The 17,661-nt window shown below is 59.4% G+C and carries 15 protein-coding genes; 7 read left to right on the forward strand and 8 right to left on the reverse strand.

Annotated features, from left to right (window positions below; translation table 11 throughout):
* Positions 1 to 19: 19 nt before the first annotated feature.
* Positions 20 to 1,069, reverse strand: coding sequence for a Fe(3+) ABC transporter substrate-binding protein (locus BTE54_RS03355; protein WP_223215597.1), 1,050 nt, complete (start codon positions 1,067 to 1,069; stop codon positions 20 to 22).
* A 173-nt stretch (positions 1,070 to 1,242) separates the two neighbouring features.
* Between BTE54_RS03355 and rirA the strand changes: the two genes are divergently transcribed.
* From rirA to BTE54_RS03390, 7 genes are all read left to right on the forward strand, one after another.
* Complete coding sequence (gene rirA, locus BTE54_RS03360; protein WP_059759126.1) at positions 1,243 to 1,713, forward strand: iron-responsive transcriptional regulator RirA; 471 nt, start codon at positions 1,243 to 1,245, stop codon at positions 1,711 to 1,713.
* A 170-nt stretch (positions 1,714 to 1,883) separates the two neighbouring features.
* Positions 1,884 to 2,930, forward strand: a complete 1,047-nt coding sequence (locus BTE54_RS03365; RefSeq protein ID WP_078051540.1) for an AbrB family transcriptional regulator — start codon at positions 1,884 to 1,886, stop codon at positions 2,928 to 2,930.
* Positions 2,931 to 3,071: 141 nt separating this feature from the next.
* Positions 3,072 to 3,983, forward strand: a complete 912-nt coding sequence (locus tag BTE54_RS03370; RefSeq protein ID WP_003524447.1) for an ABC transporter substrate-binding protein — start codon at positions 3,072 to 3,074, stop codon at positions 3,981 to 3,983.
* Positions 3,984 to 4,076: 93 nt separating this feature from the next.
* A complete protein-coding gene (locus tag BTE54_RS03375) occupies positions 4,077 to 5,243 on the forward strand; it encodes an ABC transporter permease (RefSeq protein ID WP_198939058.1) in 1,167 nt (388 codons plus the stop codon).
* Positions 5,240 to 6,178, forward strand: a complete 939-nt coding sequence (locus BTE54_RS03380) for an ABC transporter ATP-binding protein (protein ID WP_078051414.1) — start codon at positions 5,240 to 5,242, stop codon at positions 6,176 to 6,178. Before BTE54_RS03375 ends, BTE54_RS03380 begins: the two co-directional genes overlap by 4 nt.
* Positions 6,175 to 6,915 (forward strand): ABC transporter permease, encoded by a 741-nt coding sequence (locus BTE54_RS03385; RefSeq protein WP_020812937.1) that lies wholly within the window; start codon positions 6,175 to 6,177, stop codon positions 6,913 to 6,915. The genes BTE54_RS03380 and BTE54_RS03385 overlap by 4 nt, the downstream gene beginning before the upstream one ends.
* 108 nt (positions 6,916 to 7,023) lie before the next feature.
* Positions 7,024 to 7,512: a gluconokinase gene (locus BTE54_RS03390; protein WP_162934145.1), complete on the forward strand. Its 489-nt coding sequence runs from the start codon at positions 7,024 to 7,026 to the stop codon at positions 7,510 to 7,512.
* Here BTE54_RS03390 and BTE54_RS03395 read toward each other — a convergent pair.
* The 7 genes from BTE54_RS03395 to BTE54_RS03425 form a co-directional block, all read right to left on the reverse strand.
* On the reverse strand, positions 7,509 to 8,810 hold the full coding sequence (locus BTE54_RS03395) for an FAD-binding oxidoreductase (protein ID WP_198939059.1): 1,302 nt from the start codon (positions 8,808 to 8,810) through the stop codon (positions 7,509 to 7,511). The two genes, BTE54_RS03390 and BTE54_RS03395, sit on opposite strands and share 4 nt — an antisense overlap.
* A gap of 1 nt (position 8,811) precedes the next feature.
* Positions 8,812 to 10,173 carry a glutamine synthetase family protein gene (locus BTE54_RS03400; RefSeq protein ID WP_198939060.1) on the reverse strand — a complete coding sequence of 454 codons (1,362 nt, stop codon included), beginning with the start codon at positions 10,171 to 10,173 and terminating at the stop codon, positions 8,812 to 8,814.
* Positions 10,174 to 10,427: 254 nt separating this feature from the next.
* Entirely contained in the window at positions 10,428 to 11,675 is a 1,248-nt protein-coding gene (locus BTE54_RS03405; protein WP_078051417.1) for an FAD-binding oxidoreductase, read from the reverse strand.
* Positions 11,676 to 11,776: 101 nt separating this feature from the next.
* Positions 11,777 to 13,417: an ABC transporter ATP-binding protein gene (locus BTE54_RS03410; protein WP_078051543.1), complete on the reverse strand. Its 1,641-nt coding sequence runs from the start codon at positions 13,415 to 13,417 to the stop codon at positions 11,777 to 11,779.
* A gap of 5 nt (positions 13,418 to 13,422) precedes the next feature.
* On the reverse strand, positions 13,423 to 14,568 hold the full coding sequence (locus BTE54_RS03415; protein WP_078051418.1) for an ABC transporter permease: 1,146 nt from the start codon (positions 14,566 to 14,568) through the stop codon (positions 13,423 to 13,425).
* Positions 14,568 to 15,662 (reverse strand): microcin C ABC transporter permease YejB, encoded by a 1,095-nt coding sequence (locus tag BTE54_RS03420; protein WP_065654722.1) that lies wholly within the window; start codon positions 15,660 to 15,662, stop codon positions 14,568 to 14,570. Before BTE54_RS03420 ends, BTE54_RS03415 begins: the two co-directional genes overlap by 1 nt.
* 140 nt (positions 15,663 to 15,802) lie before the next feature.
* On the reverse strand, positions 15,803 to 17,647 hold the full coding sequence (locus BTE54_RS03425; RefSeq protein ID WP_078051419.1) for an extracellular solute-binding protein: 1,845 nt from the start codon (positions 17,645 to 17,647) through the stop codon (positions 15,803 to 15,805).
* Positions 17,648 to 17,661: the final 14 nt, after the last annotated feature.

Genomic DNA, 17,661 nt, shown 5'->3' on the forward strand with positions numbered 1-17,661 from the left:
GGTAAGGGCTGCGCCGGGATCAGTTGGTCGGGCCGTCGTTGAAACCCACTTCATCCACCAGTTCGGACGCCTGCTTGCGATGGGCGGCTATGTCCGTCAGCGGCAGCTTGTCCGGATTGATGGGGCCGAAGCCCTTCACGACATCGGACGGCTCCGCGCCGGGCAGCACCGGATATTCGAAGACCTGCTTGGCATAGATTTCCTGCGCCTCGCGGGAGGCCAGGAATTCCATAAGCTTCAGCGCATTGTCTTTGTTGGGGGCGTACTTCGTCAGCGCCATGCCGGAAATATTTACATGTGTGCCGCGATCGCCCGCATTGGGGAAGATCACCCGCACCGATCCAGCCCATTCCTTTTCTTCCGGCTCGCGATCATTGGTCAGCATCAGGCCGACATAATAGGTGTTGCCGAGCGCGATGTCGCATTCACCGGAAAAGATCGATTTCGCCTGGCTGCGGTCGGTTCCGTCAGGCTTGCGGGCGAGATTGTTCTTCAGGCCGGTCAGCCATGTGCGGGTATAATCGACGCCATGATGGGCAATCATCGAGGCGATCAGCGCGATATTATAGGAATGCTGGCCGTCGCGAACGCAGATCTTGCCCTTCCATTTCGGATCGGCAAGCTCCTCATAGGTAATGTCCTTCTGGGTCACCCGCTCCTTCGACGCATAGACCACCCGACCGCGCGTGGTGAGACCAAACCATTCGCCCTCGGGATCGCGCAGATTGGCGGGAATATCCTTTTCGATGACGGGATCGTTGAGCACCGGCTGGGTAACCTTGCCCTCCTTCGCCTCGACGAGACGGGCGATATCGACCGTCAGCAGCACATCCGCGGGCGAATTGACGCCCTCGGCCTGAATGCGTTCCACCAGCCCCTTATCGAGAAAAAGCACATTCGCCTCTATCCCGGTTTCCTTCGTGAAAGCATCGAGCAGCGGCTGGATCAATTCAGGCTGGCGATAGGAATAGACGTTAACCTCCCCTTCTGCCAGAGCGACGGGCGCGGCGACAAGGATCGTCAACCCTGAAAAAACGGCAGCGGAAAAGTATGATTTCAAGCTTGCCATTATGAATGCCTCCATTACATTCCGATTCTTGACTTGTTTGTTCATGAATCATCCGGACGGTCAACAAGGCTGTTCGAGAAATATCGGATGGGTGCCAGTTTTTTCAGTTTCTGGAATTGTTCTAAACTGAAAAAGAGACTATATAACTCCACATTGAGAGTTAGGAGACCAGCATGCGCTTGACCAAACAGACCAACTATGCCGTTCGCATGTTGATGTATTGCGCCGCCAATGAAGGCCATCTGAGCCGCATTCCCGAGATCGCCAAGGCTTATGGCGTTTCGGAGCTGTTCCTGTTCAAAATCCTGCAGCCGCTCAACAAGGCGGGCCTGGTGGAAACCGTGCGCGGTCGTAACGGCGGCGTGCGTCTTGGCAAACCCGCCGAAAAGATCAGCCTGTTCGACGTGGTGAAGGTGACTGAAGACAGCTTCGCCATGGCGGAATGCTTCGAGGACGGTGCTGTGGAATGTCCGCTTGTGGATAGCTGCGGCCTCAACTCGGCGCTTCGCAAGGCGCTCAATGCGTTTTTCGACGTTCTGGCGGAATATTCGATTGACGATCTCGTCAAGGCGCGGCCCCAGATCAACTTCCTGCTGGGCCTCGATACGGAAATGCCGAAGATCGCCGCCCTTCCGGCTGCCTAATCATCCCATTGCCGTATCGGCAATTGCCATAGCCCGTGTCCTTCAGTCCACGGGCTTTTCTTTTATAGAATACGCATGAAATGTAATATTTTTGATCCTGCGTGTTGACGTCGCGAATGGAAGCGGCGCATTTGGTCGCGAGCTTTTTCAAGCAACCAATCAGCGTCGCAATGATCATCAAGCCTGAATTCCATACATTTGCACTCACCGCGCTCGTCGGCAGCATAGGGGCGCTCCTCGCCAGCCTCATCGATATTCCGGCGCCTTTTCTTTCCGGCCCGGCGCTTGCCGTGACGATCACGGGGCTGGCCGGTGTAAGGCTTGGCGTTCCCGCCTTCATCCGCAATGCCTGTTTCGTCGTCGTCGGCATCTCTATGGGAACGAGCGTGACGCCCTCCGTGATCGACGCCGCAAAGACCTGGCCCGTGAGCTTCGTCGTTGTGCTCGTCGCTGTCGTTATCATGCTCTATGTCGCCTACTGGATCCTGCATTACGGCTTCGGTTACGACCGGACAACGGCGATGCTGGGCGCCTCTCCCGGTCATCTCAGCTATATCATCAGCCTCGGCGCCGAGACGAAAAGCGACCTTGCGACCGTCAGCATCGTGCAAAGCGTGCGGGTCCTGGCGCTGACGCTTTCCGTGCCGCTGATCGTCGAATATTTCGATCTCGTCAGCACGGAACCGCTTGTGGCCAACCCGCCAATGGGTCTTTTCACGCTGGCGCTGACCATCGGCGCATCGCTTCTGACCGGCTGGCTTTTCCTGCGCTGGAAGTTTCCGGCCGCGCTGCTGCTTGGCGGCGTCGCCATTTCCATCGGCACCCACATTACCGGCCTTACCGAAGGCGGCGTTCCCACCTGGCTCAGCCTGCCCGTCTATGTGCTGATCGGCTGCCTTATCGGCACGCGCTTTTCGAATGTCTCACTGATGGACGTGCGGAAAGGCTTTCTGGCCGGCTTCGTCGTCACCATCGCCGTGATGCTGATTGCCGGAAGCATTGCCTGGATGATTTCCCGGGTGACCGGCGTTCCGCTCAATGCCGTCATGATCGCCTATTCGCCGGGCGGCCTGGAGACCATGGCAGCGATGGCGGTGATGATGCATGCCGATACCGCCTATGTCGGCTCCCACCACGTCATCAGGCTCCTGTTTCTTTCCGTTCTAATGCCGCTGGTCATGGGCAAGGACGCACGCAAGCGGGACGGCGAAACCTGACCGTCGGCGTGTAGCCGGAGCCATCGGCGCGAAAACGCAGATGGCATGCAACCATTTTTCCTCCCGGCCGTTTATATTCGGCCGCAATTGCGGCGGCGATCTTTTGCCTGTTTGGCAGGCTGACCCACCGGAGGAACATTCATGAACCGCTTGATGACGTTGACGGGCGCCGGACTTGCGCTTGCCCTTTCTGTTTCCATCGCTCAGGCGCAGGTGGTCGTGTCGTCGAAGATCGACACGGAAGGCGGTGTTCTCGGCAACATCATCCTCGCCGTCCTTAACCAGAACAAGATCGAAACGACGGATCGCATCCAGCTTGGCGCCACGCCGGTTGTGCGAAAAGCGATCACCGCCGGTGAGATCGACATCTATCCGGAATATACCGGCAACGCCGCGTTCTTTTTCTCCAAGGCGGACGATCCGCTCTGGAAAGATGCGGCTAAGGGCTATGAAGAGGCGAAAACACTCGACTTCGATGCCAACAAGATCGTCTGGCTGACGCCATCGCCGGCAAACAACACCTGGGCGATTGCGCTGCGCAAGGATGTCGCCGACAAGAACAATTTGAAGACGCTTTCCGATTTTGGCAAATATGTTGCCGATGGCGGCGAAGTCGTGCTTGCTGCATCTTCCGAATTCGTCAACTCCGCCGCCGCGCTCCCTGCATTTCAAACCACCTATGGCTTCACCATGAAGCCTGACCAGCTGATCACGCTTTCCGGCGGCGACACCGCGGCCACGATTGCCGCCGCCGCCAACCAGACCAACAATGCCAATGCCGCCATGGTCTATGGCACGGATGGCGGCATCGCGCCCTCCGGTCTTGTGGTGCTGGAGGACGACAAACATGTGCAGCCAGTCTATCAACCAGCGCCTATCATTCGCGAAGAGGTTCTGAAAAAGCACCCGAATATCGAAGAGCTGCTGAAACCGGTGTTCGAAAAACTCGATCTCGCAACGCTGCAGGATCTGAACGCCCGCGTTCAGGTGGGCGGCGAACAGGCCAAGACCGTGGCGCTCGACTTTCTGACAAAGAACGGCTTCGTCAAGTAGCCGCTCGCGGTGCCGGAGGGGGTTGCGGGAACCGGTGCGTTCCTGTGGTCCCCTCCCAAATCATACACGGGCCAAAAGACAGGGGAGCAGGATTTGACGAAATGGCCTGACAAAGTGGGCGTTGTGATTTCGTGCCTGCTTCTTTATGCGCTTTTTGCCTCACCTTTCATGACATTCCGTGCCAACCGGATCGTTCAGGGCGAGACACGAACGGTCTTTGAAGCTCTTCCGGGTTCGGCTGCAACTGTTCTCGTCACCATCGTTCTTCTTTCGGCCTTCATCGCCTTTTTCCGCTTTCCCACGCGATTGAAACTCGTATTCGCGCTCACCGGTCTTGCGGCACTGGCGGTTTTCGTCGGGCAGGCGGCATCTTTCCTCATGCCGGAGGGCAACGGTTTTGCCCGCGTTTCACCTGCCAGCGGCTTCTGGCTGATATTTGCCGGGCTGGCTCTGCTCGCTACGGATTGTATTGCCCGTCTTGAGCCGAAGCCCGCTGCCCGGATTTTGCTGCTGCTGGTGGCCATCGCCGCGCTCGCTGCCGTGCTGATAAGCGGCCTCTGGAACGACCTCTCCATCATCAAGGAATATACCGGCCGGGCCGATACATTCTGGACCGAGGCTTTGCGGCATGTGGAACTTGCCATCGGCTCGCTGATCGCAGCGACCGTGGTGGGCATCCCCCTGGGGATACTCTGTTACAAGGTCGAGCGGTTGCGCGCAGGCGTACTGAACAGCCTCAACATCGTCCAGACCATTCCCTCCATCGCCCTTTTCGGCCTTTTGATCGCACCGCTCGGGTGGATCGCGGCCACTGTGCCGGGTGCCGCGAGAGTCGGCATTGCCGGCATCGGCATGGCGCCCGCTTTCGTGGCACTGTTTCTTTATTCGCTGCTGCCGGTGGTTTCCAACACGGTGGTCGGTCTTTCCGGTGTTTCGCAGGCGGTCCGGGAAGCGGCGCGCGGGCTTGGCATGACGCCGGTGCAACGGCTGCTGCGGGTGGAATTTCCGCTGGCCATGCCGGTCATCCTCACCGGTATCCGCATCGTGCTGGTGCAGAATATCGGCCTGGCGACGATTGCCGCCCTGATCGGCGGCGGCGGCTTTGGCGTTTTCGTATTTCAGGGCATCGGGCAGACCGCGATGGACCTCGTGCTGCTCGGCACCGTGCCGACGGTTCTTCTCGGCTTTGCCGCCGCGATAACACTCGACGCCCTCATCGACAGCAATCTCTTCAGCGCAGGCGGAAGGCAAAAGGCATGATCGAAATCGACACCATCACGAAACGATATGGCGATGCAGCCGTCGTGGATCAGGTTTCGCTGACTGTCGCGCCGCGCACCGTCACCGTCATCGTCGGTACCTCCGGCTCGGGAAAAACCACTCTGCTGCGCATGATAAACCGGCTGGTGGAGCCCACCTCCGGCACGATCCGTATCGATGGTGAGGATGTCAGTGCGATGCCCGGTTTCAAGCTGCGCCGCCAGATCGGCTACGCCATTCAGGGCCATGGCCTGTTTCCGCACCGGACGGTGGCCGAAAATATCGCGACCGTTCCGCAGCTGATCGGCTGGGATCGCAAGCGGATCGAGGCGAAGATCGACGCGCTGATGCATCTCTTCCAGCTCGATCCCGCGCTTTATGCCCACCGTTTCCCGCATGAGCTCTCAGGCGGTCAGCAGCAGCGTGTCGGCGTGGCGCGTGCGCTGGCCGCCGAGCCGAACATTCTCCTGATGGACGAACCCTTCGGCGCGCTGGACCCGGTGATCCGCGCCAAGGCCCAGAACGATCTTCTCGATATCCAGAAAAAGCTCGGCGTGACCGTCGTTCTCGTCACGCACGATATGGACGAGGCCTTTCATCTGGCGGATCGTATCGCCGTGATGGACAAGGGCCGTATCGTGCAGGACTGCCCGCCGGCCGAACTGGTGCTGAAACCGGCAACAGATTTCGTGCGCACCATGATCGGCGACAACGAACGGGCGCTGAAACTGCTGTCCGTTCTCTCCGTTGCCGATGTCGTGGAGCCGGGAAACGCAGAGGGCGAACCGCTCAGCGAACATACAAGCCAGCGCGACGCTCTGTCGGCTATGTTATGGGCGGGCTGCGATGCCTTGCCGGTCGTCAGGGACAATGGGCAACCCGCCGGCCGGGTTCGGCGTGACGTTCTCCTCCAGCGTGCCGCCGGAGCCCCATGAAAAACGCCTTATCCTTGTTTGCCCTCGGTTTCCTGACGCTGGCGCTGGCCATCTTCCTTGCCGTGCCACAGGTCTTCGCACCGGTGTTTCGCCCTCTCGTGCAGGCCAATGCGCCGGCAATCTACACGCAGGCCAATCTGTTTTCCCTCACGCTGTCGCATCTGACCATTGTGGCGATTGCCACGGGGCTGGCCACGCTCACGGCGGGAGCGCTCGCGGTTCTCGCCACCCGGCCGTTCGGGGCGGATTTCCTGCCGCTGTCGCGCAGCATCGTCAATATCGGCCAGACCTTTCCGCCGGTAGCGGTGCTGGCGCTGGCCGTACCGATGATCGGTTTTGGCGAAAAACCAACGCTCATTGCCCTGTTTCTCTATGCGCTTTTGCCGGTATTCGAAAATACGCTGACGGGTCTTACAACCCTGCCCGCCACGGTGATGGATGCCGCGAGAGGCAGCGGCATGACCGGCTGGCAACGCCTTGTCAAAGTGGAGTTGCCGCTTGCCCTTCCAGCCATTCTCGCCGGCATCCGGCTTTCGGCGGTCATCAGCCTTTCGACCGCGACCATCGGCTCGACCGTCGCGGCGCGCACCCTCGGCGAAGTGATCATTGCCGGCCTGCAATCCAATAATCTGGCCTTCATTCTTCAGGGCGGGCTGATCGTTGCGGCGCTGGCGATCCTGATTCATGCTGCCTTTTTCGCCCTGGAGAAGAGTGCGGCGCGCAAAACCGGGCACTGACACAGGCAAGCCCCGCATTTTTATATTCCCGATGCCTGCCGCACATGGTAGGGGCTGACCGTCGAAACAGAAACATTCGAGGTTCGGGTGACACAGGCAATTGTCGTGATGGGAGTGAGCGGCTCCGGCAAGTCCACGGTCGCGGAAGCAGTGGCGGAGAAACTGGGCGTTGCTTTCATAGAGGGCGACAAGCTTCACCCGAAATCCAACGTCGATAAAATGTCCGAGGGTATTCCGCTGACGGACGAAGACCGCTGGCCCTGGCTCGATCTTATCGGCGCGGAACTGCGCAAGGGCAGCGAAAGCAACGGTGTCGTCGTTTCCTGCTCGGCGCTCAAGAAAATCTATCGCGACCGGCTTCGCAAGGCCACTGGCGGCCCGCTGGCTTTCGTCTATCTGGATGGCAGCCTGGAGCTTCTCAGCCGGCGCATGGGCGAACGCAAGGGCCATTTCATGCCGCTTTCGCTGCTGCAGACCCAGCTTGCCACGCTGGAAGTGCCGACCGGCGAACCGGGTGTCGTGACCGTCAGCATCGATGCCACACCGGAGGATATTGCGAATAACGCACTTTCCGGTTTGAAGACGGTGACGTTCTAAAATCCGAGCCTGTCGCGCAGGCCGTACCACCATGCGCCAAGCACGGTCAGCGGCACCCGGAAGGTCTTGCCGCCGGGGAACGGATAATTCGGCAGCGAGCTCCAGATATCGAAACGTTCGGCGTGGCCGGCAACGGCCTCGCCCAGTATCTTGCCGAGCAGATGGGTTGTCGTCACACCATGGCCGCTGTCGCCATGCGAGAAATAGATATTGTCCGACAGCCTGCCCATATGCGGAATGCGCGTCAGGGTCAGCGCGAAATTGCCGCTCCAGGCAAAGTCGATTTTCGTTTTTTCCAGTTGCGGGAAGGTTTTGAGCATGTTCGGGCGGATCACGCCCGTAAGGTCAGCCGGATCGCTGCCGCCATAACCGATGCCGCCGCCATAGAGCAGGCGATTGTCCGAGGTCCGGCGGTAATAATCGAGAATGTAATTGGCATCCTCGACGCAATAATTGGCGGGCAGAAGGGCCTCGATCAGATCGGCATCGAGCGGCTCCGTCGCCATGACCTGGCTTGAGACCGGCATCATGCGGTCGCCGATTTCCGGCAAGAGTTTGCCGAGATAGGCGTTGCCGCAGACGAGGACATATTTCGTCTTCACGCTGCCTGTTGCCGTGCGCACCACGGGGTTTGCGCCCTGCTCCACCGCAATGACCCGCGAATTTTCGAATATGCGAGCACCGAGGCTTTCCGCCGCCGCCGCTTCGCCCTGCACCAGATTGAGTGGGTGGATATGCCCGCCGAAGCGGTCGATCATGCCGCCGGCATATCGTTCGGTCTTCACATACTGGCCGACATCCGCCTTCGAGACCATTTCGAGACCGCCATGGCCATGTTTCTCCCAATGGGCCTTATGGGCCTCCATCTCGCGGATCTGTTTCGGCGTGAAGGCGGCGAAGAAACCGCCATCGACGAGATCACAATCGATGGCGTATTTGGCGATGCGGTTGCGGATGATCGCGCCGCCTTCAAGCGACATTTCGCCGAGTTTCACCGCCTTGTCATGCCCATAGCGGCCAGCGATGGTTTCGAGATCGCGGCTATAGCCGTTGACGATCTGGCCGCCATTGCGACCCGAAGCGCCGAAGCCGACGCGGACGCCTTCCAGAACGATGACGGAATAGCCGCGCTCACTGAGTTCCAGCGCGGCGGAAATGCCGGTAAAGCCACCGCCGATGATGCAGACATCGGCGTCCAGCGCGCCTTCGAGCGTCGGCCGCACGGTTTTGACATTCGCGGAGGCCGCATACCATGACGATGTGTGGCCGGGATTGGGAATGTTCGTTACCTCAGCCATTTCACACCGTCCTGATATAGGCGTCATATTCGACGTCGGTTACACGAAGGGAAAATTCGGAAAGCTCCTGCTGCTTGCAGGCGGAAAACAGCGTGCGGTACTTCTGGCCGAGCGTCGCATAGGCAAAGCTCGACCGCGTGAAGCGCTGCAACGCATAGTCCCAGTTGGTGGGCAGCGGCTCGTGATTGATCGCATGGCTGTCGCCGGCAATTGCGCCGCCCGGTTGGCGCTTCTCCTTCATGCCTGCCAATGCGGCGCTCAGGATCATCGCGACAACGAGATAGGGATTGGTATCGGCGCCGGCGACCCGGTGTTCGATACGCGTCGCGGCCTTGCTGGCAACGATGACACGCACAGCCGCCGAGCGGTTGTCAATGCCCCAGGAGGCGTAGGTCGGTGCGTGTTCGCTGGGGGTCAGACGTCGATAAGAATTGGCATGGGGGGCGAAGATCGCCATGCTTTCACCCATGTTTTCCAAAAGGCCGCCGACCGAATGCATCAAGGCATCCGATGGGCCATCCTCTCCGGCGTAGATGTTCCTGCCGTCCCTGTCGAGAACGGAAAAATGCACATGCATGCCATTGCCGGCCTGCAACCCGTAAGGCTTGGCCATGAAGGTGGCGTCGAGGTCATGCCGTCGCGCCACGCCCTTGACGATACGTTTCAGAAAGACCGCGAAATCGGCCGCCTGCAATGCATCCGGCACATGATTGAGGTTGATCTCATATTGGCCGGGACCGTTTTCCCGCAGCGTCGTATCGGCAAGCACGCCCTGTGCGCGGCAGGCCGTGGCAATATCATGGAAGACGTCCTCGAAATCCTGCAGTTCGGAAATCGACAGAACCTGGGTCTGGCCCGTGTGCCAGCGGCCCTCGCGGCTATGCGGCGGACGGACGGGATCGAGCGCGGAGCGGACGGGATCGATCAAGTAAAATTCGAGTTCGGTGGCAACGACCGGTGTGAGACCGGCCTTTTTATAAGCGTTCAGAACCTGCGTCAGAACATGGCGCGGATCGCCATAAAAGCCGGTTCCATCCGGATTTTTCATTGCCAGCAGAACCTGCGCCGTCGGGCGGCCAAGCCATGTCACCCGCGACAGTGTGCCTGGAACGGGGAAACAAAACCCGTCCGGATCGCCCGTGCCTTCCGCAAGGCCTGCGGCATGCACATCCCGGCCCCAGATATCCAGCGCATAGACCGACCGGGGAATGGCCATTCCCTTTTCAAGAACGTCGATTGCCCGTTCGCGCGGAATCCATTTGCCGCGCGGCACGCCGTTCGCGTCTATGACGAAAGCTTCGAGAATTTCGATATCGGGGTTATCGGCGAAAAATTTCTTTGCGTTTTCAATATCATCCATCATGCACCAGCAAGCCGTTTCCATCTCGTTTCATGCGCAGCGAGTTGCGCTAACGAAAGTCGTCCTGCTGCTGATAGATGAGAAACCTCGCCACCATGATGACGTTTCGCCCCTTTTCCCCTTTAGATCATTACATGATCTAAATTATATAGTTAGAACGGGATTTCAGGCGAAAACCGCTTACACTTTTCGCCATCCCGCCCCAGCATGCGACCATGTTACGTGGCCTGTCCCCGGAAGGCCAGCGGATTTAGCTATCAGGGATTGAACCTTTCAGGGCGATAGGCGTCGATGGCGATAACCGGCGTTTCACCCAGCATGGTTTCCGCCAATACACGGCCGGTGATCGGCCCAAGTGTAAGGCCATGGTGGGCGTGCCCGAAAGCAAACCACAATGTTTTATGGCGCGGCGCTTTGCCGATGATCGGCATCATATCCGGCGTGCAGGGCCGCGCACCCATCCACGGTTCCGCATCCAGCCGGCCGCCGAGAGGAAAGACGGTGCGCGCCACCCGCTCTGCCCGCTCGATCTGCACGGGAGATTTCGGTGCATCGCGTTCAGCAAATTCCGCGCCCGTCGTCAGGCGGATGCCCTTTCGCATCGGCGCGAGGAAATAACCGCGCTCGGCGTCGATCAGCCAGTTATTGAGCTTCGTGCCCTCCTGCGGCGCATAATGCATGTGGTAACCGCGTTTCACACCGAGTGGAAAGCGGTAACCCAGCCGTTCCGTAACGATATCCGCCCAGGGGCCAAGTGCCACGACGGCATGTTCGGCCTCGACCGCGCCGGTTTCGGTGCGCACCGTCCACCCGCTCACCGTCTGGCTGAGGGTGGAGGCATCGCCCCTGACGAAGCTTCCGCCGAGGCTCTCGAACAGCCGGACATAAGCGAGCGTCAGCGCATGCGGATCGCGCACCGACCAGGGATCGTTCCATTTCAGGCCGCCGACGAAATCATGGCTCAGATGCGGCTCGGCTGCGGCAAGCTCCTCGGCGTCGAGTTTCGTATGGGAAATGCCATGGTCGCGCGCCAGACGCTCAGCGAAAGCAAAATCGGCATCCCGCCTTGCGGCGGTTCTGTACGCCTCCATCCAGCCGTTCTTGACGATCAGATCACCGGCTTTCGCCTCCTCGATCAGGATATTGTGCTCCGAAACCGAATGCTCGATCAGCGGCGCATAGGCGCGGGCAATTGCCGCGTGGCGCGAGGCTGCGGAATTGTACCAGTAGCGGCCGAGAAAAGGCGCGATCTTCGGCAAAGCGGAGAGGTGATAGCGGGCATCGATGCTGTTGTTCAGGGAATAGCGCAGCAACAGGGCGAGATCCTGCGGGAAGGCATAAGGCACGACGCCTTCTCTCTGGATCAGCCCGGCATTGCCGAACGAGGTCTCCTCACCCGGCCCGCGCCGGTCGACCAGCACCACCGACTTACCCCTGCGGGCCAGTTGCAAGGCGATGGAGACCCCGATGATCCCTGCCCCCAAAACGATCACATCCGCTGCCATGGCAATCAATCCGTTTCCGCGTCACATGCCCCTCAACATGGGTCGGCATTTTCCGCGAAGCAACAGAAAAATCATCACCTTAACAGAAACAGCAATGCAGCCTAGTGGCTTATAGCGTTCGTTTTCATCGCCTCGATGTTGAAGGCGGCCGCCAGCAACGCCTTGGTATAGTCCTGCTGCGGGTCAGCGAAGATTTCCGCCGCCGGGCCGCTCTCCACCACCTTGCCATGGCGCATGACGATCAGGTCGTTGGCGAGCGCCTTCACCACCTTCAGATCGTGGCTGATGAAGAGATAGGCGAGTTCGTGCTTCGCCTGCAGATCGCGCAGCAGATCGACCACCTGCGCCTGCACGCTCATGTCAAGCGCGGAGGTCGGCTCATCCAACATGACGAAACGCGGTTTCAGCACCATGGCGCGGGCAATAGCGATGCGCTGGCGCTGGCCGCCGGAAAATTCATGCGGATACCGCCAGCGGGTGGCCGGATCGAGGCCGACCTCTTCCAGCGCGGTGGCGACACGCGTATCGCGCTCGTCGGCAGACAGAGACCGCTCATGCACCTTCAGGCCTTCCGCGACAATCTCGCCGACCGACATTCGTGGACTGAGCGAACCGTAAGGATCCTGAAACACCACCTGCAGCCGGTTTCTGAGCGGCTTCATCATTTCATAGGAATAGTGGTCGATCGACTGGCCGATGAAGCTGATACGCCCTTCAGACGCAATCAACCGCGAGAGCGCCAGACCGAGCGTGGTCTTGCCGGAACCGGATTCGCCCACCACGCCCACCGTCTGGCCGGCGCGGAGGGTAATATCGATGCCATCGACCGCCTTCACATGGTCGACCACCCGGCGCATCAGCCCCGCCTTGATGGGAAACCAGACCTTGATATCGTCACCCTGCATGACCACGGGTTTGCTGGCGTCGGAATGTGGCGGCTCGCCCTTCGGCTCCGCCGCCAGAAGATGGCGCGTATAGGCGTGCTGCGGATCGTTGAAAACCTGCTCCACGGTGCCAGTCTCGACAATCTTGCCCTTGGTCATGACGCAGACGCGATCGGCAAACTTGCGAACGATGCCGAGATCGTGGGTGATGAACAGCATGGACATGCCGTGCTGCCTTTTCAGATCGCCGAGCAGCTCCAGAATCTGGGCCTGAACCGTCACGTCGAGCGCCGTCGTCGGTTCATCGGCGATCAGCAGTTTCGGCCGGTTGGCAAGCGCCATGGCAATCATCACGCGCTGCCGCTGGCCGCCGGACAATTCATGCGGATAGGCCTTCAGGCGCTTTTCCGGTTCACGGATGCCAACCTGCAACAACAGTTCCAGCGTGCGCGCCCGCAACTGCGCTCCGGTGATTGCCTGATGCAGTTCCAGAATCTCGCCGATCTGCCGCTCGATGGTGTGGAGCGGGTTGAGCGAGGTCATCGGCTCCTGGAAAATCATGGTGACGTCGTTGCCGCGGACCGCGCGCAGGGAGCGTTCCGGCAAAGTCAGCATATCCTTGCCGTCGAACAGGATTTTCCCCGAGGGATGGCTTGCCGCCGGATAGGGCAGCAATTTGAGAATGGAGTTCGCCGTCACGGACTTGCCGGAACCGGACTCGCCGACGAGGGCAACGACTTCGCCCGGCATCAGATCGAAGGACACATGATCGACAGCGATGCTCGTCGCGCCGCCCTGATGAAAGGCGACGGAGAGATCGCGGACGGAGAGAAGCGGTTGGGTCTTTGTTTCCGTCATGGCGATCACCGGAACGTCTTGCGTGGGTCGAAGGCGTCGCGCACCGCTTCACCGACGAAAATCAACAGTGACAGCATGATGGACATGGTGAAAAACGCAGTGAGGCCAAGCCAGGGGGCCTGAAGGTTGTTCTTGCCCTGCGCGATCATCTCGCCCAGCGACGGCGAACCCGGCGGCATGCCGAAGCCGAGGAAATCGAGCGAGGTGAGCGTCGTGATCGAACCGGAGAGGATGAAGGGCAGGAAGGTCAGTGTTGCCACCATGGCGTTGGGCAGAAGGTGGCGGAACATGATCGTCCAGTTGCCGACGCCGAGTGCGCGGGCGGCGCGGACATATTCGAAGTTTCTGGCGCGCAGGAATTCGGCGCGCACAATGCCGACGAAGCCGACCCATGAAAAGAGCAGCATGATGCCGAGCAGCACGAAGAAGCCCGGCGGCAGGATGGCCGCGATGATGAGCAGGATGTAGAGCACCGGCATGGACGACCAGATTTCGATGAAACGCTGCAACAAAAGGTCAGTCCAACCGCCGAAATAACCCTGGATCGCACCGGCGGTGACGCCGACAAGGGCCGACGCGATGGTCAGCGTCAGGCCGAACAGCACGGAAATGCGGAAACCATAGATCATCCGCGCCGTGACGTCGCGGGCCTGATTGTCGGTTCCGAGCCAGTTGAGATTGCCAAGCGTGCAGCCGGGATCGGCATCGCCCTGCGGGTACGCCGAGCAGCGATCCTTTTTATCCATCAGCCAGAAGGGCGCGGTCGGCGCCGAATGCGGAATATTGGAATTGACCGTCTGATAGGAGTAGCGGATCGGTGGCCAGATCATCCAGCCATTGGCGTTGATCTCATCCTGAATGAAGGAGGATTTGTAATCGGTCTGGGCAAGGAACCCGCCGAATTTTTCCTCCGGATAATCCACCATGACCGGCACCAACAACTCGCCCTTGTAGGAAGCGAGAATGGGTTTGTCATTGGCAATGAATTCCGCAATCAGGCTCAGGAAAAACAGGAGCAGGAACAGCCAGAAAGACCAGTAACCGCGCCGGTTTGCCTTGAAATTTTGCCAGCGGCGCTTGGTGGTCGGCGAAAACCACGGGCGCTTCGGTTTTACCAGCGTTTCCGTTTCGGCGGCATGGGCAAGTGTCATCACACATCCCTCCGCTCGAAATCGATACGCGGATCGATCCATGTATAGATCAGGTCGGAAATAAGGCCGACGACGAGGCCCATCAGCGAGAAGATGAAGAGCGTGCCGAAGACGATCGGGTAATCGCGGTTGACGACCGAGAGATAACCGAGGCGACCTAGACCGTCGAGCGAGAAGATATTCTCGATCAGCAGCGATCCGGTGAAGAAGGCCGAGATGAAGGCGCCGGGAAAACCGGCGATCACGATCAGCATCGCGTTGCGAAAGACATGACCATAAAGAACCCTGCGCTCGGTAAGGCCCTTGGCGCGGGCGGTGATGACATATTGTTTCTTGATTTCGTCGATGAAGGAGTTCTTGGTCAGAAGCGTCGTCGTAGCGAAGGCCGAAAGCGACAGTGCGATGAGCGGCAGGGTCAGATGCCAGAAATAGTCGATGATCTTCTGCCACCAGTTCAGCTGATCAAAATTATCCGATACCAGACCGCGCAGCGGGAACCAGTCGAAGAAGGATCCGCCGGCGAAGAGGACGATAAGCAGGATACCGAACAGGAAGCTCGGCACGGCATAACCGATGATGATGATGCCGGAGGTCCAGACATCGAAGGTCGAGCCGTCGGACACGGCCTTCTTGATGCCGAGCGGAATGGAGATGATGTAGGAAATGATCAGGATCCAGAAGCCGAGCGAGGCCGAGACCGGCAGCTTGTCGATGATGAGATCGATCACCGAGGAATTGCGGAAGAAACTGTCGCCAAAATCGAAGCGGATGTAATTCCACATCATTTCGAGAAAACGGGTGAGCGGCGGTTTGTCGAAACCGAACTGTTTTTCGAGCTTGGCGATCAGTTCCGGATCAAGACCCTGCGCACCGCGATATTTCGAACCGCTATCATCGAAACCGCCGGACTGGCCCATGAGATCGCCGCCGCCCGATAGCCGGTCGGAGGCGCTGTCGCCCTGCCCGGTCAATTGCGCGACGACCTGTTCCACCGGCCCGCCCGGCGCGAACTGGATGACGAGAAACGAAATGCCCATAATGCCGATGATGGTCGGGATCATCAGCGCCAGACGTCTGAGGATATAGGCGCCCATCAGCCTCTGCTCCCGGCCGATACGTCAGCGGTTTTCGTTTCTGTCAAACCCGGTCCTTTCCTGAAAGCGCCTGCCTGCGCTTTAAGCGATTCGTCTCGCCCTATGTGAATCAAGCCTTCGCCACGAAAGCAAGGCCGGCGTCAGTTTCCGGCCTGACTGGACCACCATGCATCGGGAAAACCGACGCCATATTGGGGCAGGTTTTCCGGACGGATAAGCGTGTTCCAGTAAGCGATGAACATCTCGCCGCGATAGAATTGCGGGATGACATAGCTGTTTGCCAGAAGCACCCGGTCGAGCGCGCGTGCGGCGGCCACCTGTTCATCCCGGTTGGGCGCAAATATGACCTTCCTGACCAACGCGTCGACGGCGGGATTCTTGATTCCGGCAATATTGTTGGAACCCTGCCGGTCAGCGGCGGCCGAGCCCCAGAAATCCGCCTGTTCGTTCCCGGGGTTCGCCGAAGTCGCCCAGAGCTTGACGATCACGTCATAGTCGAAGCTGCGGGTGCGGTTGGTATATTGCGAGGCGTCGACGGTCCGGATCGTCGCGTTGATGCCGATCTTCTTCAGATTCTGGACATAGGGAAGGATGGTTCTTTCCATGCCGGCGGAATCGATCAGAAACTCCATGTCGAGCGGCTGTCCGGTTTTCGCATTGACCATGCGGTTGCCGCGCAGCTCGTAACCGGCTTCCTTCATCAGCCTGACCGCTTCGCGCAGATTGTCGCGCTGCTTGGCGGGGTCGCCTGCCACGGGGTTGCGGTATTCGGTGGTGAAAACCTCCGGCGGAATCTGATCCTTCAGTTCCTGAAGAATTTCCAGCTCGCGACCGGTCGGCAGGCCGGAAGAGGCCAGCTCACTGCCCATGAAAAAGCTGTTGATGCGCTGGAACTGGCCGTAAGCCAGCGTTCGGTTCAGCTCCTCGAAATCGAAGGCGTAGTTGAGTGCCTTGCGCAGGTTCGGGTTCTGGAACTTTTCGCGGCGCATGTTCGGCACAAAGGCCTGCATGATACCGACGGAACGATAGATATTCGGCAGTTCTTCCTTCTTGACGCGGCCTTCCTTGACGGCCGGGAAATCATAACCCGTGACCCAGCGGCTGGAGGAGGCTTCTTGGCGGAAATCAACGGTGCCGGACTTGAAGGCCTGGAATTCCACATCCTGATCGGCAAAGAAGGTGTAGGCGATGGTTTTGAAATTGTTCATCCCCACATTCACATTGACGTCCTTGCCCCAGTAGTCGTCGCGGCGTTCGTAAGCGATTGTCGAGCCGGGAGAGACTGAGGCAATCTTGTAGGGGCCGGAACCCATCACCGGTTCCAGCGTGCCACGCGATATGTCGCGCGGCTTGCCATCCGGGCCGGCGGCTTCCCACCAGTGCTTGGGAACGATCAGCAATTGCCCGACAATCTGCGGCAATTCGCGATTGTTCTTTTCGTCGAAAGTGAAGGTGATGTCCCTTTCCCCGCTCACCTCCGCCTTGGTGACATGAGTGTAGTATGTCGCAAGCTGCGGGCTCAAATCCTTGGCTTTTTCGAAGCTGAAGACGACATCTTCCGGCGTCACCGGCTTGCCATCGGCCCATTTCGCCTCGGCGCGCAGCCGGAAGGTGGCTTTCGAAATATCGTCCGGGTAGCTCACGCCCTCGGCCAGAAGACCGTAGGAGGCCGACAGCTCCTCTTCCGTCGATTTCATCAATGTATCGAAAACGAGCGACAGGCCGGTCGCCGCCTCCCCCTTGGCAAGCAGCGGATTAAGGGTATCGAAAGTGCCCGCCGTCGACAGGCGAAGGGTGCCGCCTTTCGGCGCCTTGGTGTTCACATAGTCGAAATGATCGAAGCCATCGGGATGTTTCAGTTCCCCGACCGTCGAAATCCCCTTCCGCCACACGTCGGCCGATTGTGCGGAGGCCGCCGCCGGTATCAGCAGGGCGGATGCCGCAAGAGCAATGAGGAGACGGGATTTCAGTGGTGCCAATATCATCGGGGGAATGTCCC

This window comes from Agrobacterium sp. YIC 4121, from assembly GCF_002008205.1.
Taxonomy (GTDB): domain Bacteria; phylum Pseudomonadota; class Alphaproteobacteria; order Rhizobiales; family Rhizobiaceae; genus Agrobacterium; species Agrobacterium leguminum.